This is a genomic window from Microbulbifer sp. S227A (genome assembly GCF_049800935.1).
The window spans coordinates 1-24,440 of record NZ_JBNAFZ010000026.1; the positions used below are offsets into that span (position 1 = coordinate 1).

The window sequence follows — 24,440 nt, forward strand, 5'->3', positions numbered from 1 at the left end:
GGCCTTGGCCAGCTGCAAGGTGACCATCATTGCAACGCAAACAAGGAGAAGAGCAATGACCACGAACTGCATCAAATTCACCAGCGCCGACATCGAAACCGCCAAGGGCGTCGGCTCCATCTCGACCCTGACATTCGACCTCGACATCACGGTCGAACCCGTCGCGAGCGCGAACCCGATGGCCCCCACGCACCGCGTCCTCGGCCGCTCCCCGCGCGGCAAGCTGGTCGAGTGTGGCGGCATCTGGAAGAAGCAGAACAAGGAGACCGGCGCCGACTACTACACGCTGACCATCCGCGACCACGGCTTCAACGCCAACCTCGGCAAGGCCGCGAACCAGGACGATCTGTCCCTGCAGGCCGTGATCCCCTGGGGGCCGAAAGACGCCGCCTAAGCGAAGGGTTGGCAGGGGTTCGCCTCTGCCAACCCGTTTACAGCTGTAAACTCCAGAGTAAGTCCGGTCCGTGCATGTAGTCTCTTCGTGCTTCAGTAGACACTATATAGAGGAAAATTCTTGACTTAGCGCCGTGAATCACGGCTTTTATCCCCAAGTGGCGTGAAAAAGGCCATATTCTCGATTTTGGGGCAACTAGATGATTCCTGTGACACCACTGGCAAACGAGAAGCCTTCAGCGCTCGCGACAGAAATTTCCGAGCGGTTGAATGCTGCCATCCGGGAGCATCTTCTTTCAGCTTTTGCCCCAGATAGCACCAAAACGCTACGGTCTTTTTCGGCACCTGAGGCGGCAGAACTTCTTGGGGTCTCCGGTCAGTTCATGCGAAAGGTGCACTCAGAGGGAACGATCCCAGAGCCCGAGGATATTCGTGGAGGGCGGCGCTATTACACGGCGCAGGAGATATGGGATGCACGAGAGATCTTAGAGAAGTCATCGCGCAAGAAAGGACGCTATCTGCCGCGTCGGTCTGGTGATGAGAAACTGCAAATATGGCAGTTGATGAACTTTAAGGGCGGCTCGAGCAAGAGCACCACGAGCATCCATCTTGCGCATTATTTCGCGCTACGCGGCTATCGAGTGTTGGTCGTTGACCTCGATCCTCAAGGATCACTCACGTCCATGTGCGGCATCAGCCCGGAAATCGAGTTTGATGGGCTGACTGTATATGACGCGATTCGCTACGACGATCCGGTCAGCATGGCCGATGTCGTTGTTCCCACTTACTTCCCGGGGATTTCTATTGCGCCGGCGCGCCTAATGTTGTCTGAGTTCGAGACTGAATCTGCAGTCCATTCGAACCCCGACCAGCCGTTCTTTACGCGGATCCGAAATGCATTGTACCAAGTTGAGGATGATTTCGACCTTGTCTTGATGGACAGTCCGCCCCAGTTGGGCTTCTTGACAATCGCTGGAATGGCCGCCGCGAGTTCTCTGATTGTACCTCTAACCCCCTCGATGTTGGACGTTTCGTCGACCGCTCAGTTCCTCGAGCTCGCCGGGGCCTACATGGGGGTAATCGAGGACGCAGGCGCGACGTTGCAGTATGACCACTTCAAATTCCTGATCACTCGGGATGAGCCGACGGATGTTCCCTCACAGCAGCTGACCTCGTTTATGCGTGCGCTTTTCCAAGACCGCGTCATGTCTGCGACCGCTCTCAAGAGCACTGCAATCAGTGACGCGACCATGCTCAAGCAGTCCATCTATGAGGTTGTGCGCTCGGAAATGACCCGAGCGACCTACGATCGTGCGAAAGGCTCGATGGATGCTGTGGGACAGGAAGTGGAAGTCATGATCCACCAATCATGGGGGCGTGAATAATGGCTAGGAAATCCCTTCGAGATATGTCGGGCATCGCGAGTACCATCGCGCGTTCCAGCAGCACTTCGGCCGAGAGGGTCCCCAAGACGAGCGCGCCTGCGTTAGGGGCTCTTCAGGGGTCACTTGCGTCTATCCGCGAGATCGATCCTGGTCTGATCGACGATTGGGGTCCCCAGGATCGGTTGGATGAGTTTACAGCTGTAAACGCCGAGGATGACGATGAGGGTTTTGAGGCGCTCAAGAACAGCATCCGTGAAGGCGGTCAACAGGTGCCAATCCTCGTTCGGCGCTCCAAAGCTGCCGAGGGGCGCTTCGAAGCGATTTATGGTCGCCGCAGGTTGAAAGCTTGCCGGGAGCTCGGAATTAAAGTCCGTGCCAACGTTCAGGATGTCGATGACGCCACGGCCTTGTTGGCCAAAGGGCTGGAAAATGCGGCACGTCGCAACCTCTCGTTTTATGAAAAGGCGCGCTTTGCTGAAGCTATCCAAGCCGCGGGGCACGAAAGCGCGACGGTGCGCCAAGTATTGAATCTTTCTGCATCAGGCCATTCGCACCTGTCGAAGGTGACGCAGAATGTCCCGTCCAGAGTCGGAGACCTGATTGGTTCGGCACCCAAGTCCGGCCGGCCGAGGTGGACGGACTTGGCCGAGCTGTTCCTCGAGCGGAAGCTTACCGAGAAGATCGCGCTCAACTTGCTGGCCAATACTAGCACCTCATCGACGTCTGATGAGCGGTTGGAAGCGCTGATCAAGGAAGCAAGCAAACGCGGAACGAAAGTGTCCAGCGGTCCTCGTGAGATTACGCCGATGGATGGCGTTGTCATCAAAGCAAGCCGAGGGAGCGTGTCTCTTTCGGTGAAGAAGTCCGGCACAAGTGCCGAGTTCGCAAGCTGGCTTGAGAGCAACCTCGAGGACATCATCAAGAGATCCTACACCGAATTTACAGATGTAAACGCGGAGGATGACAAGTGAGGACGAGCAGAAAGGAGGAAAGGTAAACAAAGAAAACCCCCGAAACCGAAGCTTCGAGGGCTGCTGCGCAGAGCGCAATTCTTAGATTAGACACCTAGAATCTAGCAGCCAGTGAATCGCCATACAAGAGAAAACGCTTCTGAGCGAACGGGATTTCTTTGTCTGCTGACATAGTATGGGAAAATTCAGTGGTGCTCCGTGTGGAGCGACTGAGGCAGGCATGCCTCAGCACGAGAGAGGTATGTCCATCGCATGGCAGCCCTCCGGTTGGCGCAAAGCCTCAGCAGGTCTCGCTGCCGCAGAGCAGCTTGCCCAAGCCGGTGAACGGGTAGCTGTACCCAAAACGCGGGCCTTCGTGGCTGTGAAGCGGGTGGGAGCCTACATTGGCCTTAAGGCCGGAGACATGATGCTCCTCGACACGCTCGGGGCCTTTACCCAGGCCCAGGACTGGGAGGAGGGGCAACGCCCTATCGTCTGGGCGTCGAACGCCTATCTGATGGAGCAAACCGGGTTCTCGCTCTCCGCACTCAAGCGTCATGCGCGGCGGCTGGCAGAGATTGGCGTGATCTCCTTCCAGGACAGCCCGAACGGCAAGCGATGGGGCCGCAGGGACGCCGAGGGGCGCATCGTCGAGGCCTATGGCTTTGATTTGTCGCCGCTGTCGGCTCGTGTCGAGGAGTTCGAGGAGCTTCATGCCGATTTGCAGGCCGAGCGCGAGCTCTGTCAGCGCCTGAAGCGCCAGATCACGGTGGCACGCCGGATGATCCGCGCGCGGATCGAGGCGGCCGTCAGCAGCGCGCTGCGCGGGCCCTGGGCGCAATTCACGGGTATCTTCGAAGATCTCCTAGGCCGGCTTCCGCGCCGTCACGAAGCCTCAGAGCAGCTTGCACGACTCTTGACTTGGTTCAAGGAGTTCCAGGAACGCGTCGAAGCTGCCTATCTCAACGCAACTGAGGTCGCTCAACCTGTGGAAAACACGCACGAAACCAAGGAGCAAGTTCTCAAGAAGACTCAAGAAATGAACCCCAGGGAGGTCATTTCTGACCCTCATATACTAATTACAAACCAACTTAATCCTGTAACTCGTAATTCCTCTGAAAATGAGGAAGTCGCGGCCGTGGTGCCCAATGCTCAGCCCGAAGATCAGGTTGATACGGAGCTGGAAGAATGGGTGGCCGAAGTGCGCAAGAAGCGCGCGGCGCTGGATCTGCCCACTGTGATGCAGGCCTGTCCCGAGTTCGCGTCCTGGGCGCGCAATATGGGCGGGTTCCTGAAGGATTGGAGCGATCTGCACCGGGTTGCGGGGCAGCTCAGGCCGATGATCGGGGTGTCCGAGCATGCCTGGAACGTGGCGCAGGACCGGCTTGGCAAACAGGTGGCGACAGCGGCGCTGGCGCTTGTCTTCGAAAAGCATTGCACGGGCGAGGTTTCGTCGCCGGGCGGCTATCTGCGCGGCATGGTCGAGAAGGCCGGGGCAGGGGAGCTGCACCTCGAGCGCAGCTTCTATGGCAGGCTCAGCGAGCAGGCGGCGTGATGGGGCAGGGGGTCAGAGCCCTGCGGCCTTGGTCAGGTTCACGCGGAACCGATCGCGGCGGCGCTGGTAGCGGCGGGTCATCTCGGCCGAAGCATGTCCGAGGTGCTTCTGGACATGGCGTTCGTCGATCTCGGCCGAACTGGCCAGCCCGGCGCGGAGCGAGTGCCCCGAGAACAGCGCAAGGCGCTCCTTTTCGGGCAGTTCGGAGCGGATGCCGGCGTCTAGGACCGTGCGCTTAATCAGCCGGGCAACATGCTTGTCGTTGAGCCGTGTATCGAGGGCGCGCTTGCCATCGCGCGAGGTCCCTACAAAGACAGGGCCGAAGTTGATCTTCGCAAAGTGCAGCCATTGCTCGAGAGCATGCACGGGGCAGGACTGATCCTTAGAGCCGCGGCCGATCTCGACCTCGCGCCAACCTGTCTTCGCATTGAGGGTCAGGAGGGCGCCTTTCTCCATGATCTCTATCCAGCCGCCGGAATCCGCCGTGTCGTCCTTGTGGACGTCGAGGCTGACGATTTCCGAGCGGCGCAAGCCTCCGGCGTAGCCGAGCAGCAAAATTGCCCGATCTCGCAGCCCGCGCAGATCATAGGGCAGGGTGGCCACCATCGCGAGGATGTCTTCTGCCAGGATCGCTTCCTTCTGCACCGGTGGGCGCGCGTGCTTGCGCTTGATCCCCGCCAGCACCGTGGCGATGTGTCGGTTCTTGCGGTCAAGGTTGAAACCGCGTTGCGAGTAGTTCCAAGCGAGGCCCGACAGGCGGCGGTCTATGGTGCCGACCGATAGGGCAGGGGAGGGGCCCGACCCGGACGCTAGGTCGGCGAGGTAGAGACCGACCATCTCGGGAGCGGGCGGTAGAGGTTCCACGCCTTTCATCCGGCACCAGCGCGCGAAGTGCGCCCAGTCCTTTGAATAGGCCTTCATCGTGTTGTCAGAAGCCGCTGCGCGCGCATAGTCGCGGGCCGTATCGACCAGCCGATCAAGCGTGCCGGAGCCGGCCACAAAGGACGGCAGGCTCAAGGCCTCGCCGTCAGGGCGATCTCCCTCTTTGTCCTCGTTGGGCGAAGGCCCGATTGGCGGCTCTGAGCTCGATTTCTCGGTGTTTTCTGACATGCCGCTGAGCATATCTTGCCATGTCCGATAATGCAAATTTATTGGACATGACTGCAGGGAACAGAGTGGGGCGGTTATGGCTTTAGTTTCTGGCGGAAAGCGCCGTCGTGATATAGGCTGCGGGCATGACATTTGCCCGACCGGATCATATCAGCGACCTGGATACACTACCCCGGATGCCCGCCTGGGTCACCTCTGCGCGCGCTGAAGCCCTTGAAGATGTTGCGTTTTTGTCAGGCGCGGCGCTGAACCACCTGCATCTTGTGTTGGGACGCGAGGAAGTGCCCCAAACCTTGTTGCGGGACCGGCTCGCGCTGCGTGCGGCCGAGGCCTGTATGGTGTTTTCCGGGCGGCCGGAGCGGGAGGCGGAGCTGCGCGATGCCATATACCTTCTGCGCCCCGGCGATCTTCCGGGACCGGCGGGCGAAACCTACCTTGTCTGGCGGCGTGCGGTGGAGCGGCCGGTCTCGATCAAGACTCTGGCCCGAGCCATGCCGGCTTTCGAGGCGGGCCAGATTGCCGCGTGGCTGGATTCGGGGAAAGGGGCGCCGGTGACCCGGGCCGCGATGGTTTTGGAGGCGGCGCTGACGGAAGCGCCGCGTGCGGACGTAGCGGCGCTGATCCTTGCAGATGCGGCCCTCGCCCAAGCCCTCGGTTGGGATCATCTCGTGCCGCTGCTGGCCCCTTGCCTGAAACGCGCCTACCTGCGCAAGCATGGCGATGACCTACGCTTGGCCTGTCATCGGGCACTCGTTTCTTCGGTGATCGAAGCCGTGCGGCAGGCCGCCGACCTCGAGCGTCGGGCGGCGCATCTCAAGGCAGTCGTGCCAAAGCTTCGGGCGAAAGGGGCGGGCGACTCGGTCGAGATGTTCCTGACCCGCGATGCTATGGCGCCTTCGGCTTTGCCCTTGACGGATCGCGCCGCGCGGCGGCTCTGTGACCGGTTGGTCGACCTCGGCGCTGTGCGCGAACTGACTGGCCGCGACACCTTCCGGCTCTACGGGGTGTAGCGATGGTCAAGGGTCGCTCCGAGCCTGAATTTGACCGCGAGTTGTCCGACCTGCCGCCGGAGCTGCGCTGGCGCGAATGGATGCGGCGGATTGAGGCTGTGCTGTTTGCGTCCGCCTCGCCTGTACCGCGCGCGGATCTGGCGCGCATAGTGGGGCAGGGGGCCTCGGTTGATTTGCTGGTCGAGGATCTGGCCGCCGATCTAGACGGGCGGGCGTTCGAGATTGCCATGGTCGCAGGGGGGTGGATGTTTCGGACGCGGACCGCTTACGCGCCCGCGATCCGCGCAGCGGCGGATGTCGGCGGCCAGCTACTCGATCTGAGCGAATTCGACGTCGCGGTCCTGGCCGCCATCGCCTACCATCAGCCGATCACGCGCGACGGGCTCAAGGACATCTTCGGCAAAGAGATCACCCGGGACCTGATCGGGCGGCTGCATGCACACAGTCTGATTGGAACTGGGCCGCGCGCGCCGCGTCGTGGTGCCCCCTATACCTTCGTCACCACTGAGCAGTTCCTCGTCGCCTTCGGGTTGGAGAGCCTGCGCGATCTTCCCGATCGGGAGCAGTTGGAGGATGCGGGGGTTGTGGGCGAAGCGCAACAAGTTGATTTTGGCTAACGCGTTGCCGATCTCGTTGTGCGATAAGGCTCTGAGATGACGTTCTTCTTTCGCCCTTAACCTCATATCTTGCCGGTCTCCGTTGCCGATGCCTGACGCAAACTCGGTCGTTCTGTTTATCGTTTCATCTGCAGTGCAACGATTTTTGTGGGGACCCAGAAATACTCACAATTTCAATGTGATATTCGTTGCACCCCTTTGAAGACGTCCCCTTGCTCGATTCTGGTCGAGAAGATGTCGTCGCCTACGCCCGCGAGCAGTTCTTCGTCTGTCTTGGGCTGGAATACCTTCGCGAACTTCCCGACCTGGAGCAACTGGCGAAGGCCGTGGTGGTCGCTTCGTCGTGAGAGCGAAGCGGTGTTCGCATGCTGTGACCCATTTACACGATCTAAATGAATTTCGAATATTTCGAGTGTTGCGATTGTTTCGAATGAGGGATAGCCTATATCCAACACGAGACGAGAGAACCGGAGAGAGAAGATGAACGCCCTCAGAAAAGAGGCGTTCTTTGATCGTTTGCCCGACGAGGTCGAGATCAAGAACGCCGAACAACTCAGAACGATTGTCGCCTCCCAGATCAAGGAAGGCGAACCGACAAAGCTGTCGCTCGCCCTGGAAGGCGGCGAAGTTCGCACCGTGACGCTTGCGCCGGCCTTGACGGCTTCGCTACTCGAAGTGCTGCGGCTTGTCTCGAGCGGTCGCGGGTTTCGGATGATTCCCGTCGAGTCAGAGCTGACCACGCAGCAGGCGGCGGACCTTCTCAATGTGTCCCGCCCATTCCTGGTGAAGCTTCTCGAGGAAGGTGAGATTCCGTTTGCGAAGACCGGCCGACATCGCCGGGTTCGTGCCGACGATCTGTTTGCCTACAAGGAGAAGCGTGACGCGTCTCGCTCTGATGCTTTGAGTGACCTTGCCGCAATGGATGCGGAAGAAGGTCTTGTATGAGCCGATACGCGGATCGGTTCACTGCTCTTCTCGATGCCTGCGTGCTTGGCGGCGCGCTTCGAAGAAACATGCTACTAAGCTTGGCCGAGGCCGGCTTGTTTCGGCCTCGGTGGAGCAGTCGCATCCTTGACGAGACCCAGAAAGCGATCACCCAAATCACCAAGGGCGAAACCGATGGTTCCCGGCAAAGGGCGGCAATCGAAGCAGCATTCCCTGAAGCTCTGGTGACTGGTTATGAGATCTTCGAAGGCAAGCTTGCGTTGCCTGATCCGGGCGACAACCATGTGCTGGCAGCGGCCATCGCGACGTCTGCTTCAGTCATCGTGACGGACAATCTTGCCGACTTTCCTTCCGCGGTTCTGGACCCGCACGCCATCCAGGCGATTTCCGCCGACGACTTCATCGCCGATACAATCGAGCTGGATCCCTCGGAGGCCATTCTGGCCCTGCGTCGCATGCGCGAGCGCTTCAAGAACCCGGCGCTCGATGTTGCGGCTTTGATTCACAAGTCAGAAGCGCAGGGCCTATTGCAGGTTGCAACCTTCATGGACGAGTACCAGTCGTTCCTGTGAGGAGACGACTGGTGGATGTTATAGCACAGGCATACGGTACCGTCGGCGATGGTAGTTGACGTTATTTCCCGCCGGACGTGTTAAGCGGTCCGTGGTAATCTGTCATCTCTGATCCATCTTCAGCCGAGGAGCTTCTCCAGCTCTTCCCTTTGGGCGGCATGCTTCGTGGGGTTCTCTGCTTTCAGCTTGTTCACGTTGATGAGCTTCCATCTGACCGCTGGAAGCTCGGCCGATTGAGGGCGGTCGATCGCGTCGAAGTCTGGATCGCCGTCATGCAGGGTTCTCAGAAACCTCTTCGCGCCCTCATCCAAGCGGGATTGGATATCACCGATCAGGCGGTCGCGCGTTGAGACCAATTCCGCAAGGTCGACCGCTTCCTTCGTCATTCCCTCGAATTCCCGCGCGTAGGGCTGATCAAGATCGATCAGGTTTGGGTTCAGCAATTCGTGCGGCGGGCGTGGGGAACTCGCGACGTAGATCAGAAAAGTGCGGAACAACGCGTCGGTAAACCCTTCATTCTCGTAGAGCAGTTTGACGTCGTAAAGGTCTCGCGGGTGCTGGCGATCAAGGGCTGCATGTAGCTTGCCGCCGAACAAATCCTCGAAGGAGACGATGTTCATCGCCGCATATCCGAACGCCTCCTCGACGGCTTCGGAGACTTCGCGTTGTTCCGGATCATGCACGACGCCCCGGGTGACGGGGGAGGTTTCGATCTTGATTTCGGCTGTCCCGAGGCGGGCGAGCGCACGCGTGGCGCCGCCGCCACCGCCGGCAATGCGCTGCGCTTTGGCGCCGGTGATTCCGCTTTCGATGGCGGCGGCAATCCGGTCCATCGCGTCGTTGATCTCGACGAGGCTTTCGGCGCGGTCCTTGACAGGCAGATAGGTCAAATCGATATCGACCGAGAGGCGCGGAAGGTCGCGATAGAAGAGGTTGATGGCCGTCCCACCCTTGAGCGCAAATATTTTCTCCTTTGCGACATACGGCAGTATCCGCACGAGCAGCGCCACTTGGGCGGCATAGTCCTCACGCGCCATGACCACGTTCCTTTCCTACAAACTCTTCGGGCACCATGATCCTGTAGCGCGGATGTATCTTGCCGCCTTTGACCAATGCGCGATCCCCGCTGCCTAGGTCGAACTCTTCCGGATCGAGACGCTTGCGCCAGGCATGGTCGTGGCGGTCGGCAAACACGAAGAACAGGCGTTTGACCTTGATCTTCTTGCAACTTCTGAGCAGTGCCGAGAGGGTTCTCGGTCGCAACGTCGTCAGGCTTTCGAACACCATGTCGAGGTTGTGAAAGCTCTCCTGATCCGGCAACTCGTCCAGCGCCTCTAAGATCGCGCGTTCCGGCGAGGACATCACCAGTTTCCAGTCCCATGGCAGGGACGATGCTGTCTCGTTGAGATTATTTCGTGCGTCATTGACACCCAACTCTGGATCGGAGAACAGCGATACGCTGCGTGTGCGGAGTTCGGCGTTGAGCGGCAGTTTTTCGAGCCAGTTGGGGATTTTTGAGGCGTAGAGCCAGACTGTGCTTTTGTCGCCGAGTGAGAGATAGTGCGCATAGCCTTGCAGGTCCAATGCCGTCGCCCCCCCGACATGGGCAGGGTAGTGCATGATGTGCTGGAGCGAGAGCAGGCAGGTCTTCCAATCGAGCGTATTCGTGGTGGCGCTGCCTGGAGAGGGACGGCGGAAGACGCCGCGTCCAAGGCGTTCTAGCCAGCCGCGTTGGACATAGGCGTAGGACGAACGCCGGCCTATCCCGTGGTGCTCCAGCCAGGCGGAGTCCACGAGGAACCCCGTGGGGACAGCCTCAAGAAGGCTCTTTAATTTTTTGTGTTCTTGTCCACTCATAGACGACACAATGATATATTTTTAAAGAGAGCGCCACATGTTTCAGTGGAAACCCACAAAATAGTCGGTCAAGGATGGACAAATTTTTTCATTTTCAAAGAGACTGGTGGTTGTCGGCTCTGAAACTCACCAGAAAAGCAGGGGTGGATGCCCTCGAACAGCTGAGAATACACCCGGCCATGTGGGCTTCGCAGATGAGCGACTATCAGTCGTTCCTGCGACGAGAAAACCGGTGTTTGTATATCGGCGAATGTGGCCGATTTTAAGTTCCTCCGGGCGTGCTAAGCGGTCCGTGGTAAAATGCAGCCGAAGCTCGAGGAGCATCAAAGAATGTCTCAAGCCGTTCGGCGTTTTCTTCGACAAGACGTTTCGCCTGCTGCGGAAGTTCGGCACTCGCTCGCGTGAAGTCATCAAGTGCAATGGGTTCGAGCGTCGGAGCGGATGTCAGACGAAGCATGCGGTCTCGCCCGATCAAAAGTCCGGCCTGTCCAAGGGCGTTCTGGCTTTGCAGGTGCATTGCGCTCTCGATGATTGTTCTCCAGTGGAACATGCCGCCGCGCTTGATCTGACCGTCAGTCATACGAAGGTCTTGATCGCCACAGCCTAGGCTCAGAATATCGATTTTGTGTCTGTCTACGTTGAAACAGCTCATGGCATCGACCAGCGCCACCATGACGGGGTTGTTCGCCCAAACACCGCCATCGGCAAAGTGCCGGGTGCCGTTTCGGTAGGTCGAGAAGAATGTCGGCGCGGCTGACGTCGCCAATGCCACCGTAACCAGTTCTTCCTGCCAGTCGAGGCGGAAGTCAGGGTGGTGCGGGGTCTTGAGGACGTTGACCTCGTTGAACCCATCGAAGGCGGGAATGTTCAAACGCACATTGACCGAGCCCAGTGTCCTGTTGCCAAAGCGATCTCGAAGCGCTCGTTCCAAGGGTTCGCGGTTGTATCGATATACGGCAAGATCGCGGGCAAACTGGTAAGCGGATCGCATCGCGCGACCAAATCGAGTTGGCGGCGTCCAAGGCCGGGGAAATATTTCCGACCCGTGGCGCATATAGATCTCGAGAACCTCCTCGGCGCGCATCCCTGCTGCCATGCCGAGCGCGATTATTCCTCCGGTCGAAGTGCCGGCGATCATGTCGAAGTAGCTGGCTGCCGAACCGCCCTTCAAGAAACGACGCTCGCATTCCGCCAGCACTGCCGCAGGCAGAATGCCTTTTATGCCGCCGCCATCAATGGACAGTATGCGAAGATCATCTGCGGGCCATTCGAGTTGATCTCGACGGTGAAAGATGGTGCCCTGCGAGCGGCGGGATTGAGGTTGTGCCATGAAATCTCTCCATAAGTACCGCCAACCTGGATCGCTCGCCTGACTGACTTCTGATGTGTTTGCCGGTCCCAAACCATTTTCCCGAAGCGAGCCAGCTTTCGTAGCAGCTCAGCCAGTTGGACGCCCAGGGAATGGTCGTATTGCTGATCAGGTCATCTGGCGACCACTGATCCGCTTCGTTGTCGAAGAGGCAGAGGAATGGCCCCGTACGGTCTGTTCGCGGATGTGAAACGTAAACATGCGGCAGGGACCCTTCTTCGTTGCCGAAACGCCTTTGCAATGTCGGTTCAAGAACCTCAACCAGTGGCTGCAGGTACAGGTTTGATCTGCCTTCAAGGCCCGACCGCACCGAACGTGCACAGATGGGGGTTATGAGGAACGCAAAGAGAACACATGATGCAGAGGCCGTTCGCTGCGCGTTGTTCGAACTAGTAATATGCGGACTTTGCTGCCGTTGCCCTTCCTGGTGTTTGCTGGCGCAGCATTCGCTCGCGGGTGCGGCGTGGTTTTCGCTGTGAAGCAGCATGTGTCGCCAAACCGGCCGTTGAAAGTCAGTCCGAGGGGCCAAATTCAATCCACCCTTTCGCCGCAACGTGGATCGATCAACGAGGAGCGGGACTTTCCGGACTTTCGCCCGTGCGGATTTTGCTTGCGCAGAAGATGTCGGCGTGGCGTGGTTCTCGCTGTGAAACAGCATTCGTCGGCAGAGCGGTCATTAAAAAGCAGTTTGAGGAGCGAAACTCAAACTGTCCCTTCGCTGCGACCAGGATTGATAATTGCGAATCAGACGAGTTTCAGTTCGCTGTGAGTTGCCCCAAATGCGGCGACTCGGGAATGATCAAAGGCACTGGGAAGCTATGTTGCGGGTCACCCCCAAATCCCAAGCCCTGCACTGCTGCAGGTCGAATTTGTGTGCTTCCGAGCGAGCGCCGATTTGTTTCCACGCTTTCCAAGTGCTCCCGGCCGGCAAGCACGGCCGGGAGAGGGAAACCAGTTAATCCAGATATGCGGTCAATGCGAGAGAGATCTCCGGCACGTAGGTGACCAGAAGCAGGATGAGCGCGAGAACTCCGATAAAGGGCAGGTTTGTGCGCGAAGTCTCCCAGATACCCGACCGGGCAATCGAGCAGGAGGTGATCAGCACCGACGCCACAGGCGGCGTCTGCTGGCCGATGGCGAGGTTCAGCGTCACCATAATGCCAAAGTGGATCGGATCAATGCCCACCGCGTTGACCAGCGGCATGACCACCGGCACTACCAGTATGATCGCCGCCGCGCCGTGCAGGAACATGCCCAGCACCAACAGCAGGAGGTTCAGCAGGGCCAACACGATCAGCGGATTGGTGGTGATCTCGGTGATCTCGGCCGCCAGCGTCTGCGGCACCTGCGCCTGGGTCAGGAACAGCCCCAGCGCCGCGGAGGTGGAGACTAGCAGCATCACGATGCCGGTCTGGCTGACGCCGTCCAGCATGGTTTTGCGCAGCCGCGAGACGTCGAGGTCGCGGTACACGAAGAGGCCGATCACCAGCGCCGCCAGCACCGCGAGCCCTGCGCCCTCGGTCGCGGTGACGAGGCCCGAGAAGATGCCGCCCAGGATGATGACCGGCATGGTCAGCGCCCAGAAGGCTTCCTTGAAGGTCTTCCAGACGTAGCCGAGATCGAAGCCTTCGGCGCGCGGCAGGTCATAGCGCACTGCCAGCACCCAGGTGACCAGCATCAGAAGGAAGGCGCCCAGCAGGCCCGGCACCACGCCGGCCACGAACAGCTTGATCACCGAGGTTTCGGCGATGGCGCCATAGAGGATCATCGGGATCGACGGCGGGATGATGATGGCCAGCGAGGCGGAGGAGGAGGTGATCGCCGCTGCGAGCGTGCGCGAATAGCCGCGCCGCTTCATCTCGGGGATCAGCACGGTGCCGGTGGCGGCCACATCGGCCACCGCCGAGCCGGAGATCTCGGCAAAGACCATTGACACACCGATGTTGACCATGCCGAGGCCGCCGCGGATGAAGCCGATCAGGGCGGTGACAAAGTTGATGAGCCGCAGCGAGATGCCGGAGGTGTTCATCAGGTTGCCCGCGAGGATGAACAGCGGGATCGCGATCAGCGGAAAGGAGGTGGAGCCGGAATAGAGCTTGATCACCATGTCGTTGAGCGCATCCGGCCCGGAGGTGAGCAGGAAGCCCCCCATCGACACCACGCCGATGGCCACCGCGATCGGCACGTTGATGAGGATCAGCGTGATCAGGGCAACCGTGGTCAAAAGCAGGATCATTTCAGGCCTTCCTTCGGGCAAGTGCGGCGGTTTCGGCCTCTGCCTCGGCGATGGCCTGCTCGATCTCGGCGTGTTCGGGGTCGATGCCCTCAGCCGCGGTGCGCAGGGCGCGGGGCAGGGTCAGCAGGGTGCCGATGATCATGATGACAGAGGCAATCGGGATCACCGATTGCACGATGTCCAGCGTCATCCAGCGCAAGGACAGCAGCGAATCCCATTTCGCCACCGCCAGCACCGCGTTGCCGTACCAGGCGACGACGGCGAAATAGGTGATGACCAGCAGTTCCGAGAACAGCGCCAGCGCCACCGCCAGATGCCGCGGCAGCGCGGTGACGATGCCCGAGAACCCCATGTGCTGGCGCAAGAACACCGCATAGGCGGCGCCGAAATAGGTCAGCCAGGCCAGCAGCACGCTGGCGATTTCGTCGTACCAGGCGGGGGAGGCGCCCAGGTACCGCATGGTGGTCGCGTATACAACCGACACCGCCAGGATTACCAGCAGCAAAAGGCAAATCGTCTCGATGGCCCGTAATAAAATGCGCTCGATCAGTGCGATCATGCCCACCTCCAGTCTTGTGAGTGCCCCGGCCGGGCGTGCCGGGCCGGGGCGGTTCATGTTACTTGGCCAGGTCCTGAGCGCGCTGCACCAGCGCGTCGCCGCCGGGAACCTGCGCTGCAAAGGCGTCGTATATCGGCGCGGAGGCGGCGATGAAGGCGGATTTGTCGGCCTGGTTCACCTCGACGCCCGCGGCGCGGACTTTTTCGACCAGCTCGTTGTCGGCGGTCTCACCCTGTGCCAGCGACCAGTCCTGCACCGCGGCGGCGACCTCGGTGACGGCAGCCTGGACGTCTGCGGGCAGCTTGGACCAGGTGCCGGCGCCGGAGGTCAGATAGGTCGGCGAGTAGACGTGGCCGGTCAGGCTGAGGTAGCCCTGCACCTCCTGGAAGTTGGCGCCGACGATGTTTGTCAGCGGGTTTTCCTGGCCGTCCATGGTGCCAGTCTGCAGGGCGACGAAGACCTCGGAGAAGGACATCGGCGTGGGGTTGGCGCCCCATTCCTTGAACATCGATACCCGCCATTCAGACGAGGGCGTGCGGATCTTCAGCCCGTCCAGGTCGGCAGGGGTGTTGATAGGGCGCGCGCTGTTGGTGATCTGACGGAAGCCATTCTCCCAGGTCGACAGCACCTTGAGGCCCGCCTTTTCGGTCAGCGGCGCCAGGTCGGACTGCACGATCTCGGCGTCGATCGCCTTGAGGTGGGCGCGGTCCTGCACCAGGAACGGCATGTCGAACAGGGCAAATTCCGGCGCCACGTTGGTCATGATCGAGGAAATCAGGGTGAAATCGACGGTGCCGAGACGCAGTTTCTGCATCAGCTCCTTTTCGTTGCCAAGCTGCGCATCGGCATAGAATTCGACCGTGTGCGCGTCGCCCAGCCGGGTCTGCAGCTCCTCGGCAAAGCGGGCTGCGCTTTTGCCCTGAAGGCTGTTCGAGGCGGCACCGACGGCCACAACATAGGTGTCGGCCGCGGCGGGTACGGCAATGGTCAGGGTCGCGGCAGCGAGGCTCGCGCTCAGGGTCTTGCTCAGGGTTTTCATGATGTCTCCTCCGGTGTGTTTGGAACGTCCTGCCGCATCCGCGACGCCGTCTTGGGGTGTTTGTACAGGGCAGACGCATCTGCCGGAAAGCCGGGTTATGCGCTGCGCCGCCTCCTCCTCGTTTTTCGGCACTTTAGCATTTTGGCATTCCAAAACACCATTACCATGTTAAAACAGATGTCAACATGATTCGTGTCCCGGCCGGTGCCGGACACACCGCCAAGTGAGAGAAATGGGAGCCCTGAATGACCAAGATTAAATCCGTTCGAACCCGTGTCTGGAGCTGGAAGGGGCCGACCGTTCCGCCCGCCGGGAACTTCTGCACCAACGCCTCGGACGCCCTGTGGATCAAGGGCGATGCTATGGAGTCTTTCCGTTTTCACCAGTGGCTGACCTGCGAGGTGGAGACCGAAGACGGCACCATCGGCATCGGTAACGCGGCCCTGGCGCCAACGGTTGTGAAACAGGCGATTGATGACTGGTATGCGCCCCTGGTGATCGGCGAGGACCCGTTCGACTACGCCTATTTGTGGGAGAAGATGTACCGCCGCAGCCATGCCTGGGGCCGCAAGGGCATTGGCATGACCGCGATTTCCGCCATCGACATCGCGATCTGGGACCTGATGGGCAAGCTGACCGGCAAGCCGGTGTTCAAGCTTTTGGGTGGGCGCACCAAGGAAAAGATCCCGGTCTATTACTCCAAGCTCTACTCCGGCTCGGTTGAATCGATGCAGGCCGAGGCCGAAGAGGCGATGAAGAACGGCTACACCGGCTACAAGACCCGGTTCGGCTTTGGCCCCAAGGACGGCATGGCGGGCATGCGTGAGAACCTGAAACGGGTCGAGGCGCTGCGCGAGGTCATTGGCTATGACAAGGACCTGATGCTGGAATGCTACATGGGCTGGAACCTGGATTACGCCAAGCGGATGCTGCCCAAGCTGGCCAAGTATGAGCCGCGCTGGCTGGAGGAGCCGGTGATCGCCGATGATGTGGCGGGCTATGCCGAGCTGAACGCGATGAACATCGTGCCGATCTCGGGCGGCGAGCATGAATTCTCGGTCATCGGCTGCGCCGAGCTAGTCAATCGCAAGGCCGTAAGCGTGCTGCAGTATGACACCAACCGCGTCGGCGGCATCACCGCGGCGCAGAAGATCAACGCCATCGCCGAGGCCGCCCAGATCCCGGTGATCCCGCACGCCGGGCAGATGCACAACTATCACCTGACCATGGCCAACGTGAATTGCCCGATCGCCGAATACTTCCCGGTGTTCGACGTCGAGGTGGGCAATGAGCTGTTCTACTACATCTTCGAGGGCGACCCGGAGGCGGTGGACGGTTTCTTGCAGTTGGACGACGACAAGCCCGGCCTTGGCATCGAAATCACCGACAAACACCTGCACAACTTCGAGATCACAGAATGACCAAATATTCCGGCATCTGGCCCGTCGCTCCGACCCCGTTCAGCCCGGACGGCACGGTGGATTACGAGGGCATGAAACGCGTCATCGACTGCATGGTCGATCAGGGCAGCGATGGCATCTGCATCCTGGCCAACTTCTCCGAGCAGTTCCTGATCACTGACGAGGAGCGCCGCAAGCTGACCGAAGTGTCGCTGGCGCATATGGCAGGCCGGCTGCCTGTGATCGTCACCATCAGCCATTACGCCACCCAGATCGCGGTGGAGCGCGCGCAGCATGCCAAGGACCGCGGCGCGGCCATGGTGATGATGATGCCACCCTATCACGGCGCGCTGCTGAAGGGCTCGGCCGAGCAGACGTTCGAGCAGTTCGCCCGCGTGGGCGAGGTGGGTCTGCCGATCATGGTGCAGGATGCGCCTTTGTCGGGTGTTGATCTGCCGGTGCCGCTCTTGGTGCGGATGGCGCGCGAGATCGAGATGGTCAAGCTGTTCAAGATCGAATGCCCCCAGGCCGCGGCCAAGCTACGCGACCTGGTAGCCGCAGGCGGCGACGCGATCGAAGGCCCGTTCGACGGCGAAGAGGCGATCACCCTCTTGGCGGATCTGGAGGCGGGCGCGACCGGTGCCATGACCAGCGCGATGATCCCCGATCAGATCAAACCGGTGCTGGATCATTTCGCGGCCGGAGATCTGGAGGCGGCCACCGCGGCCTATGCCAGGGTGCTGCCCGCGGTGAACCATGAAAACCGCCAATGCGGCTTCCGCTCGGCCAAGGCGGCGATGGTCGAGGGGGGCGTGATCGCTTCGGATTTCTGCCGCCACCCCATCGCGCCATTGCATTCGCAGACAAAGGAGGCTCTTTTCCGGTTGATCCGGCCGCTGGATCCGGTGGTGCTGAAATGGGGCAAATGACATGAGCAAGAAGGCTGAAATCTCGGACCTGGACACCAGTGAACTGGCCCTGGCGCGCCCGCGAGCCACGTTGGTCGAGATTGCGGCCGACAAGCTGCGCGAGCTGATCCTGCTGGAGAAGCTGCCCGCCGGGGCACATATCTCGGAGCGCGATCTGGCGGCGGCACTGGGCATCAGCCGCACGCCGCTGACCAAGGCGCTGACCATTCTGGAGCAGGACGGGCTGGTGGAGTATTCCGTCACCCGCCGCCCGCAGGTGGCCAACCCGCCGATCCGCGAGATCGAGGAGAACCTGGTCGTCATGGGGGCGCTGGAGGCGCTGGCGGGCGAGCTGGCCTGTGCCACCATCACTGAGGAAGAGATCGCCAAGGTGATCGACTGTCAGCAGCGGATGGAGGCCGAGGACGGCAGCCTGACACCGCTGGAATCCTTCCGGCTGGACATGGAGCTGCATGAAGCCATCGTGCAGGCCAGCCGCAATGCGCCGCTCATCGATACCCATCAGAAATACAACGCGCGCCTGTGGCGGGCGCGTTTCCAGTCTTCGCAGCGCCAGTCGGGCCGTGAGCAGACCTTTGCCGAACACCGGGCAATCGTCGATGCGCTGAGCCGGCGCGATGCGAAGACCACCTCCACAGCCCTGCGCCGCCATCTGGCTTCGGCTGTGACCAACATCAGAAATGCCCCGCGCGACTAGCGCCAGGGCCGACGAAACGGAGTAGACATGTCCCCAAGGATTGGACTCATTCCCGGTGACCCCAGCGGCATCGGGCCGGAACTGGTTGCCCGGCTGCTGGCCGACGACTGCATCGCTGAGGCCGATGTGCTGCTGATCGGCGACCGCCATGTGTTTGAACTGGGCCAGGCGCAGGCCGGGCTGCGTCATGAGATGACGGCGGTGGATGCCGCCGCTGCGGACTGGACCGCCTTCGACGGGCTCACGCTGCACGAGATGCAGACCATCAGCCCGGACGGGGTGGTGTTGGCCGAAAGCACCGAGGCCTCTGGCCGGTCCACCCTACGGGTGCTGGATCAGGCGCTGGAGTTCGTGCAGCAGGGGGTAATCGATGCGATCGTCTTTGCACCCTTCAACAAGGCCTCGATGCATATGGCCGGGATCGGCCATTCGGACGAACTGCACTACATGGCCGAAAAGCTGGGCGTCAGCGGCTATATCTCCGAGCTGAACACGCTGGACGGCATGTGGACCAGCCGGGTGACCAGCCATATCGCGCTGAAGGACGTGGCCGATGCCATCGACGCGAAACGGATCGAGGAGGCCACCCATCTGATCGACCGCACCCTGCGCCGGGCCGGTTGCGCGCGGCCGCGCATCGCGGTGGCGGCGCTGAACCCGCATGCGGGTGACGGCGGCAATTTCGGCCGCGAGGAGATCGACGTGATCGAACCGGCGGTGGCCCGCATGGCGGGTGGCCAGATGGCGGTGACCGGGCCGCTGCCTTCGGACACAGTGTTTCTGAAGGTGACCCGCGGCGAGATCGACGCCGTGGTGACCATGTACCACGACCAGGGCCAGATCGCGCTGAAGCTTCTGGGCTTTGACCGCGGCGTGACGGTGCAGGGCGGGCTGCCGGTGCCGGTGACCACCCCGGCGCATGGCACCGCCTTTGACATCGCGGGCCGCGGCGAGGCGGATGTGGGCGCCACTCGCGCCGCCTTCGAGATCGCCTGCAGGATGGTCAGCAACTGGGAAAAGGAGAACGCGGCATGAGCTTTCAACCGCATGGTAAACATCTGATTGCGGGCGAGTGGGTCGCCAACAGCGAGACCTTCCAGTCGGAGCCAGCCAGCGGCCCGGCGCATGCCTTCAGCCGCGGCACCCCGGCGCTGGTGGAGCAGGCCTGCGAGGCGGCGGAGGAGGCGTTCTGGAGCTATGGCTACACAAGCCGCGCCGACCGCGCCGCCTTTCTGAATGCCATCGCAGACGAAATCGAGGCCCGCGGCGAGGCGATCACCCAGATCGGTTGCCAGGAGACCGGTCTGCCGGAGGCGCGGCTGGAGGGCGAGCGTGGTCGCACCACCGGCCAGCTGCGGTTGTTTGCCCAGCATATCCTTGACGGTGCCTATCAGGACCGCCGCCATGATGAGGCGCTGCCCGACCGCCAGCCGCTGCCGCGCCCGGATCTGCGCATGGTGCAGCGCCCCATCGGCCCGGTTGCGGTGTTCGGCGCATCGAACTTCCCGCTGGCGTTTTCGACCGCGGGCGGCGACACCGCGGCGGCGCTGGCTGCGGGCTGCCCGGTGGTGGTCAAAGGGCACTCCGCCCATCCCGGCACCGGCGAGATCGTGGCCGAGGCCGTCCATGCGGCAGTGCAGACGTGCGGCATGCCTGCCGGGGTGTTCTCGCTGATCCAGGGCGGGCGGCGCGATGTTGGCCAGGCGCTAGTGCAGCATCCCTTCATCAAGGCGGTGGGGTTCACCGGCTCCTTGGCGGGCGGGCGGGCGCTGTTCGACCTCTGCGCGCAGCGCCCCGAGCCGATCCCGTTCTTTGGTGAACTGGGCAGCGTCAACCCGATGTTCGTGCTTCCCGAAGCCGCTGCCGTCCGCGGGGCCGAGATCGGCGCAGGCTGGGTGGCCTCGCTGACCATGGGGGCGGGGCAGTTCTGCACCAACCCCGGTGTTGCGGTGGTGGCGGAAGGACCTGCGGGCGATGCGCTGGTGCAGGCCGCCGCCGCGGCGCTGGAGCAGGCGCCGGAGCAGGTGATGCTGACCGACGGCATCGCGCAGGCCTACCGCGACGGCAAGGCGCGCTTTGACTCTGCGGGCGCGGTGCGTCCGGTGCTGGTTACTGACAGCGCGGGGCGCAGCGCGCGGCCCAACCTGTATGAAACCACCGCCGAGGCCTATCTGCAGGATCACACCCTGGGTGAAGAGGTCTTTGGCCCGCTGGGGCTGGTGGTCCGGGTGGCGGACACGGCGCAGATGGAAACTCTGGCGCGCGGGCTGGAGGGCCAGCTGACCGTGACCCTGCATATGGACGCGGGCGACACGGATGCGGCCCGTGCGCTGTTGCCGATCGCCGAACGCAAGGCCGGGCGGGTGCTGGTCAACGGTTTTCCCACCGGGGTCGAGGTGGCGGACAGCATGGTGCATGGCGGGCCTTACCCGGCCTCGACCAATTTCGGTGCAACTTCTGTCGGTACGCTTTCGATCCGGCGGTTTTTGCGCCCTGTCTGTTATCAGAACATGCCCGAGGCGCTGTTGCCGGAAGATCTCTGAACGCAATAATAGCCCGTGCGAGGCGGCACGGGCTATTCCATCCATAGGAAGGATCTTTTGAAAAACCGTTGCTGAAACCCTGGCCGATGCGGCGGTCGGCATGGCTACCTGCCTGATCGGCGGCGATCACATCCTGGCACCATCACTTTGTTGCCCCGAGCCCGATGGTCGTTGAAACTTTGTTGGTGGTTACCGGTCGTGCAATGCGGAGCACGAAACTTCCGCCCATTAAATGTCAGCTTCCAAGTTTGCCACCCGATTGGCTCGCGATTGCAGAGAATGCCGGCTGTCCGCCCGATCTTCTGGTGCCTTCGCAATTGCAGCTAGGATCGCGCGCCTGCGGGGAAAGGCAGGTTTGTCCGCCGACCTGTGAATTCACGGTTTTAGATTTACTGCGACCTGCATGAACGGCTGCAATCTCCGCCGCGTAGCAAAAAAGATTTTCGCGGAGGTGCGGCATTTCTCGTACTGCGTGCGCTCGCAGCACAAATTTGAGAGGTCCGGCGAGGGCTCGTTTGTTGAATCCGCCGCGCCCAGAACGAACGGCGGCTTCAGGTTTCGGCATCAGCGAGCGCCCGATAGACCGTCATCCTTGAAACCCCTAGATCACGGGCGATCTGGGCTTTGGGAGTACCCTCGCGCGCCAAGCGTCGGATTTCATCGTCATCAACGGATTTCTGCCTCCCCTTGTAAAGGCCCTTGCCCTTGGCCGCTTCGATTCCTGCACGCTGCCGGTCACGAATGAACTTGAGTTCCATGTCAGCCACCATCCCAAGAACTGTGATGACCATGCGGCCCATGTCCCCGGCGGTGGTGACTTCCGGTTCAAGCACCCGCAAAGATGCGCTTTTGGCATCCAGCTCGTGGACCAGGTTCAGTACATCTCGGGTGGAGCGACCGAGACGGTCGAGGCGGTGAACGACCAACTCGTCGCCTTCCCGCAAGAATTCCATCACCGTTGCCAGCTCGGAACGATCATCGCGAGATGCACCGGAAACCGTCTCCGCGCGGATGACCTCACAGCCCGCCGCCTTCAGTTTGGCTTTCTGGATATCAAGGTCCTGGCTTGAGGAGCTGACGCGGGCGTATCCGATCTTTGGCATGGCAATCTGTCACATTAGGGTGGTTTGGACTCTGATACTGTAACAATAGACATCTTACCACTCATTTGAGACATTTTACGCTGTCACATCTATATGTCTCCTGTGGGTGCACCCTTTTGTGACGCGCGGATCACGCTGCCATTGTCCCAAAGTCGATCCGCTTTCCCAGATCAACATCAAACCGGCCATAGGGATTGATATGAGCATAGATCAGCGGAGAAAGTCCGTTGTAATCCCGATCCGTCAGCCGGGTGGCCCAAATCGGTTCCGCCAGGACCGATTGCATCATGCGGGTGTTTACATAGACCAGTGAAGCTTGAAGCAGGTGCAATGCATGAGCCGAGATTTCTTGATCAGCAATCCGGTTACTGGAAATCTCACCGCCCTTGCCGAAGAACACGAACCCATTAGCGCTGTTCCAGTTCTCGACCACATTTAATCCTTCATGAATCTCACGGCGGAAGTCTTCGGATCGAAGATAACGACACAGAAAGATGGTCTTGATCGCCCTCCCCAACTCAGCGAGCGCTTTATAAGTCGGGTGCATCACATCGGCCCGTGCAAAACGACGCAGAATGGCTTCCGGATCAGCCGTGCCGTGCTGCATGGCTGAGGCGTATTTGACCATTTCATCGTATTGTCTTTCGATCTCTGCCCATTCGATGGTACCAGACAGGATGGGCATGAGATTTGGCAGTTGTCCTCGCATGTCGGCGCTTGGCAAGGCCAGCTTCTGTCGCGCAATGGCCTTCAAGCGTGGGGCCAGTTCGAAGCCTAGAAGGTGACAGAAGGCGAAACCAATAGCACTCTGGCCGTGGCTATCAACATACTGGCGCTGGATTTCCATGTCGGTGCAATGGCGCAAAACCCCTTCGATCATGACTGCCACTTCGGAAGATGAGCAGCGTTTCAGCTGGTGACCTGCCCCCTGCTGGTCCCTCATTCATAATGAGAGTCTGCAGGTTGGATTAGGGTATTCGGCTTTGTCATCTGGCGCAAGCGCGCCGGGCGCGGAGCCCTCAAATTGCTCAAGCGTCCGGCGCGCTTGCTGCGGGGTCTGGTTGGCCAGGGACGAATGCGGGCGGTCCGTATTGTAGTCGTAGCGCCAGAGGGCCAGCTTCCGACGTGCGTCGTCCAGGCTGTCGAAGATCTCTTCGTTCAACAGCTCGTCCCGCAGGCTGCCGTTGAAGCTTTCGATGAACGCGTTTTGCTGCGGTTTTCCGGGGTCGATGTAGTGCCACTGCACTTTCTTCTCGTCGGCCCATTTCAGGATGGCCCGACTGGTGAACTCGGTCCCGTTGTCGCTGACAATACAGCCGGGCTTGCCGTAGACCCGGATGAGGGCGCTGAGTTCCCGGGCAACCCTTGCCCCGGACAGGCTGGTATCGGCAACCAGGCACAGGCATTCCCGGGTGCAGTCATCGATCACCGCCAGGATCCGGAACTTGCGCCCGGCACCAAAGCTGTCAGAGACGAAGTCCAATGACCAGCGCGCGTTGGCGCACGGGGCCGACGGCATCGGTGTTCTGGTGCCACGAGCTCGCTTCCGGCCGCGCCGTCGTTTTACGGACAGCCCTTCCTCGCGGTAGATGCGATACAGCTTCTTGTGGTTCATGATCATGCCCTTGCGTTCCAGCAGGACGCCGATCCGGCGATACCCGAACCGACGCCGCTTGCCCGCGATCTCCTGCATCTCCTTGCGGATATCGGCACTGTCCGGCGGGCGTTCACGCCGGACTGTCTTGGGATCGACACCAACCAGCCGACACGCCCGGCGCTGCGAGATGTCATGATCTCGCATCACCCGGAGCGCCGCGTCTCGCCGCTTGGTCAATGTCGTCAGCTCTTTCCCAGCAGGTCTTTCAACACGACGTTGTCCAGCATGGTGTCCGCCAGCAGGCGCTTCAGCTTGGCATTCTCGTCCTCAAGGGCCTTCAGCCTCGCAGCCTCGGACACCTCCATGCCGCCATACTTGGCCTTCAGTTTGTAGAATGTCGCCGTGCTCAAGCCGTGCCGGCGACACACCTCCGCAGTCGGCATTCCGGCTTCCTGTTCCTTGATCATCCCGATTATCTGCGCCTCGGTGAAACGGCTCTTTCGCATGTGTCTGCTCCTTCAGAGTTGGCGCAGACTCTACATCAAGGTGAGGGATTTCGCGGGGGGCAGGTCAC

The 24,440-nt window shown here is 60.9% G+C and carries 23 protein-coding genes and 1 pseudogene; 14 read left to right on the top strand and 10 right to left on the bottom strand.

Translation table 11 applies throughout. The features are described 5' to 3' along the window. The 4 genes from ACP15R_RS25890 to repC form a co-directional block, all read left to right on the top strand. Positions 1–394: DUF736 domain-containing protein (locus ACP15R_RS25890; RefSeq protein ID WP_424988753.1), on the top strand; the 394-nt coding region annotated here is incomplete at its 5' end. 199 nt (positions 395–593) lie between these two features. Further along, positions 594–1,778 (top strand): plasmid partitioning protein RepA, encoded by a 1,185-nt coding sequence (gene repA, locus ACP15R_RS25895; protein ID WP_424988754.1) that lies wholly within the window; start codon positions 594–596, stop codon positions 1,776–1,778. 23 nt (positions 1,779–1,801) lie between these two features. Continuing rightward, the gene (gene repB, locus ACP15R_RS25900) at positions 1,802–2,749 is read left to right on the top strand and encodes a plasmid partitioning protein RepB (protein WP_424988755.1); all 948 of its coding nucleotides are present in this window, start codon (positions 1,802–1,804) and stop codon (positions 2,747–2,749) included. A 241-nt stretch (positions 2,750–2,990) separates the two neighbouring features. Next, complete coding sequence (repC, locus tag ACP15R_RS25905; protein ID WP_424988756.1) at positions 2,991–4,283, top strand: plasmid replication protein RepC; 1,293 nt, start codon at positions 2,991–2,993, stop codon at positions 4,281–4,283. Between the two features lie 12 nt (positions 4,284–4,295). On the opposite strand, the gene ACP15R_RS25910 is transcribed toward repC, so the two are convergent. Continuing rightward, a complete protein-coding gene (locus ACP15R_RS25910; RefSeq protein ID WP_424988757.1) occupies positions 4,296–5,393 on the bottom strand; it encodes a tyrosine-type recombinase/integrase in 1,098 nt (365 codons plus the stop codon). A gap of 125 nt (positions 5,394–5,518) precedes the next feature. Here ACP15R_RS25910 and ACP15R_RS25915 point away from each other — a divergent pair, with 125 nt between their 5' ends. The 5 genes from ACP15R_RS25915 (at position 5,519) to ACP15R_RS25935 (ending at position 8,537) form a co-directional block, all read left to right on the top strand. Continuing rightward, on the top strand, positions 5,519–6,403 hold the full coding sequence (locus ACP15R_RS25915; RefSeq protein ID WP_424988758.1) for a DUF1403 family protein: 885 nt from the start codon (positions 5,519–5,521) through the stop codon (positions 6,401–6,403). 2 nt (positions 6,404–6,405) lie between these two features. After that, a complete protein-coding gene (gene scpB / locus ACP15R_RS25920) occupies positions 6,406–7,020 on the top strand; it encodes an SMC-Scp complex subunit ScpB (RefSeq protein WP_424988759.1) in 615 nt (204 codons plus the stop codon). Between the two features lie 212 nt (positions 7,021–7,232). After that, positions 7,233–7,367 (top strand): hypothetical protein, encoded by a 135-nt coding sequence (locus ACP15R_RS25925; RefSeq protein WP_424988760.1) that lies wholly within the window; start codon positions 7,233–7,235, stop codon positions 7,365–7,367. Between the two features lie 133 nt (positions 7,368–7,500). Next, the gene (locus ACP15R_RS25930; protein WP_069210226.1) at positions 7,501–7,965 is read left to right on the top strand and encodes a helix-turn-helix domain-containing protein; all 465 of its coding nucleotides are present in this window, start codon (positions 7,501–7,503) and stop codon (positions 7,963–7,965) included. Continuing rightward, positions 7,962–8,537, top strand: coding sequence for a PIN domain-containing protein (locus ACP15R_RS25935; RefSeq protein ID WP_424988761.1), 576 nt, complete (start codon positions 7,962–7,964; stop codon positions 8,535–8,537). The genes ACP15R_RS25930 and ACP15R_RS25935 overlap by 4 nt, the downstream gene beginning before the upstream one ends. Positions 8,538–8,656: 119 nt before the next feature. Here the strand turns inward: ACP15R_RS25935 and ACP15R_RS25940 are convergent, their stop codons facing one another. The 6 genes from ACP15R_RS25940 to ACP15R_RS25965 all read right to left on the bottom strand — a co-directional run bounded on the left by ACP15R_RS25940 (position 8,657) and on the right by ACP15R_RS25965 (position 15,597). Continuing rightward, on the bottom strand, positions 8,657–9,574 hold the full coding sequence (locus ACP15R_RS25940) for a nucleotidyl transferase AbiEii/AbiGii toxin family protein (protein ID WP_424988762.1): 918 nt from the start codon (positions 9,572–9,574) through the stop codon (positions 8,657–8,659). Continuing rightward, positions 9,564–10,394 (bottom strand): type IV toxin-antitoxin system AbiEi family antitoxin domain-containing protein, encoded by an 831-nt coding sequence (locus ACP15R_RS25945; protein ID WP_424988763.1) that lies wholly within the window; start codon positions 10,392–10,394, stop codon positions 9,564–9,566. Before ACP15R_RS25945 ends, ACP15R_RS25940 begins: the two co-directional genes overlap by 11 nt. A 262-nt stretch (positions 10,395–10,656) precedes the next feature. After that, a complete protein-coding gene (locus tag ACP15R_RS25950) occupies positions 10,657–11,724 on the bottom strand; it encodes a CBASS cGAMP-activated phospholipase (RefSeq protein WP_424988764.1) in 1,068 nt (355 codons plus the stop codon). Between the two features lie 994 nt (positions 11,725–12,718). Then, positions 12,719–13,999 (bottom strand): TRAP transporter large permease, encoded by a 1,281-nt coding sequence (locus ACP15R_RS25955; RefSeq protein ID WP_370002184.1) that lies wholly within the window; start codon positions 13,997–13,999, stop codon positions 12,719–12,721. Between the two features lies 1 nt (position 14,000). After that, complete coding sequence (locus tag ACP15R_RS25960; RefSeq protein ID WP_370002182.1) at positions 14,001–14,558, bottom strand: TRAP transporter small permease; 558 nt, start codon at positions 14,556–14,558, stop codon at positions 14,001–14,003. A 58-nt stretch (positions 14,559–14,616) separates the two neighbouring features. Then, positions 14,617–15,597 carry a TRAP transporter substrate-binding protein gene (locus tag ACP15R_RS25965; protein WP_370002179.1) on the bottom strand — a complete coding sequence of 327 codons (981 nt, stop codon included), beginning with the start codon at positions 15,595–15,597 and terminating at the stop codon, positions 14,617–14,619. Between the two features lie 245 nt (positions 15,598–15,842). Here ACP15R_RS25965 and ACP15R_RS25970 point away from each other — a divergent pair, with 245 nt between their 5' ends. The 5 genes from ACP15R_RS25970 to ACP15R_RS25990 are packed head-to-tail and all read left to right on the top strand — an operon-like array spanning position 15,843 to position 21,166. Further along, the gene (locus tag ACP15R_RS25970) at positions 15,843–17,018 is read left to right on the top strand and encodes an L-rhamnonate dehydratase (RefSeq protein WP_370002177.1); all 1,176 of its coding nucleotides are present in this window, start codon (positions 15,843–15,845) and stop codon (positions 17,016–17,018) included. Further along, on the top strand, positions 17,015–17,926 hold the full coding sequence (locus tag ACP15R_RS25975) for a dihydrodipicolinate synthase family protein (RefSeq protein WP_370002175.1): 912 nt from the start codon (positions 17,015–17,017) through the stop codon (positions 17,924–17,926). The genes ACP15R_RS25970 and ACP15R_RS25975 overlap by 4 nt, the downstream gene beginning before the upstream one ends. Before the next feature lies 1 nt (position 17,927). After that, positions 17,928–18,623, top strand: coding sequence for a GntR family transcriptional regulator (locus ACP15R_RS25980; RefSeq protein ID WP_370002173.1), 696 nt, complete (start codon positions 17,928–17,930; stop codon positions 18,621–18,623). A 27-nt stretch (positions 18,624–18,650) separates the two neighbouring features. Further along, complete coding sequence (locus ACP15R_RS25985; RefSeq protein WP_370002171.1) at positions 18,651–19,658, top strand: 4-hydroxythreonine-4-phosphate dehydrogenase PdxA; 1,008 nt, start codon at positions 18,651–18,653, stop codon at positions 19,656–19,658. Beyond that, entirely contained in the window at positions 19,655–21,166 is a 1,512-nt protein-coding gene (locus ACP15R_RS25990) for an aldehyde dehydrogenase (NADP(+)) (protein WP_370002169.1), read from the top strand. Before ACP15R_RS25985 ends, ACP15R_RS25990 begins: the two co-directional genes overlap by 4 nt. Before the next feature lie 551 nt (positions 21,167–21,717). Here ACP15R_RS25990 and ACP15R_RS25995 read toward each other — a convergent pair. From ACP15R_RS25995 to ACP15R_RS26005, 3 genes and pseudogenes are all read right to left on the bottom strand, one after another. Further along, the gene (locus ACP15R_RS25995) at positions 21,718–22,269 is read right to left on the bottom strand and encodes a recombinase family protein (protein ID WP_369835316.1); all 552 of its coding nucleotides are present in this window, start codon (positions 22,267–22,269) and stop codon (positions 21,718–21,720) included. A 130-nt stretch (positions 22,270–22,399) separates the two neighbouring features. After that, positions 22,400–23,185: pseudogene (locus ACP15R_RS26000) on the bottom strand (Tn3 family transposase); the annotation flags it as partial. A 27-nt stretch (positions 23,186–23,212) separates the two neighbouring features. After that, positions 23,213–24,372, bottom strand: a protein-coding gene (locus tag ACP15R_RS26005) for an IS3 family transposase (protein ID WP_424988599.1) whose coding sequence is annotated in 2 segments (ribosomal slippage) — positions 23,213–24,123 and positions 24,123–24,372 — 1,161 coding nt in all. Because the reading frame shifts where the segments join, the coding sequence is not laid out codon by codon here. Positions 24,373–24,440: the final 68 nt, after the last annotated feature.

Bases quoted from the DNA above. Each gene is read 5' to 3' on its own strand.
- repA (WP_424988754.1), top strand. From the start codon at position 594: ATGATTCCTGTGACACCACTGGCAAACGAGAAGCCTTCAGCGCTCGCG.
- repB (WP_424988755.1), top strand. From the start codon at position 1,802: ATGTCGGGCATCGCGAGTACCATCGCGCGTTCCAGCAGCACTTCGGCC.
- repC (WP_424988756.1), top strand. From the start codon at position 2,991: ATGTCCATCGCATGGCAGCCCTCCGGTTGGCGCAAAGCCTCAGCAGGT.
- ACP15R_RS25910 (WP_424988757.1), bottom strand. From the start codon at position 5,393: ATGTCAGAAAACACCGAGAAATCGAGCTCAGAGCCGCCAATCGGGCCT.
- ACP15R_RS25915 (WP_424988758.1), top strand. From the start codon at position 5,519: ATGACATTTGCCCGACCGGATCATATCAGCGACCTGGATACACTACCC.
- scpB (WP_424988759.1), top strand. From the start codon at position 6,406: ATGGTCAAGGGTCGCTCCGAGCCTGAATTTGACCGCGAGTTGTCCGAC.
- ACP15R_RS25930 (WP_069210226.1), top strand. From the start codon at position 7,501: ATGAACGCCCTCAGAAAAGAGGCGTTCTTTGATCGTTTGCCCGACGAG.
- ACP15R_RS25935 (WP_424988761.1), top strand. From the start codon at position 7,962: ATGAGCCGATACGCGGATCGGTTCACTGCTCTTCTCGATGCCTGCGTG.
- ACP15R_RS25940 (WP_424988762.1), bottom strand. From the start codon at position 9,574: ATGGCGCGTGAGGACTATGCCGCCCAAGTGGCGCTGCTCGTGCGGATA.
- ACP15R_RS25945 (WP_424988763.1), bottom strand. From the start codon at position 10,394: ATGAGTGGACAAGAACACAAAAAATTAAAGAGCCTTCTTGAGGCTGTC.
- ACP15R_RS25950 (WP_424988764.1), bottom strand. From the start codon at position 11,724: ATGGCACAACCTCAATCCCGCCGCTCGCAGGGCACCATCTTTCACCGT.
- ACP15R_RS25955 (WP_370002184.1), bottom strand. From the start codon at position 13,999: ATGATCCTGCTTTTGACCACGGTTGCCCTGATCACGCTGATCCTCATC.
- ACP15R_RS25960 (WP_370002182.1), bottom strand. From the start codon at position 14,558: ATGATCGCACTGATCGAGCGCATTTTATTACGGGCCATCGAGACGATT.
- ACP15R_RS25965 (WP_370002179.1), bottom strand. From the start codon at position 15,597: ATGAAAACCCTGAGCAAGACCCTGAGCGCGAGCCTCGCTGCCGCGACC.
- ACP15R_RS25970 (WP_370002177.1), top strand. From the start codon at position 15,843: ATGACCAAGATTAAATCCGTTCGAACCCGTGTCTGGAGCTGGAAGGGG.
- ACP15R_RS25975 (WP_370002175.1), top strand. From the start codon at position 17,015: ATGACCAAATATTCCGGCATCTGGCCCGTCGCTCCGACCCCGTTCAGC.
- ACP15R_RS25980 (WP_370002173.1), top strand. From the start codon at position 17,928: ATGAGCAAGAAGGCTGAAATCTCGGACCTGGACACCAGTGAACTGGCC.
- ACP15R_RS25985 (WP_370002171.1), top strand. From the start codon at position 18,651: ATGTCCCCAAGGATTGGACTCATTCCCGGTGACCCCAGCGGCATCGGG.
- ACP15R_RS25990 (WP_370002169.1), top strand. From the start codon at position 19,655: ATGAGCTTTCAACCGCATGGTAAACATCTGATTGCGGGCGAGTGGGTC.
- ACP15R_RS25995 (WP_369835316.1), bottom strand. From the start codon at position 22,269: ATGCCAAAGATCGGATACGCCCGCGTCAGCTCCTCAAGCCAGGACCTT.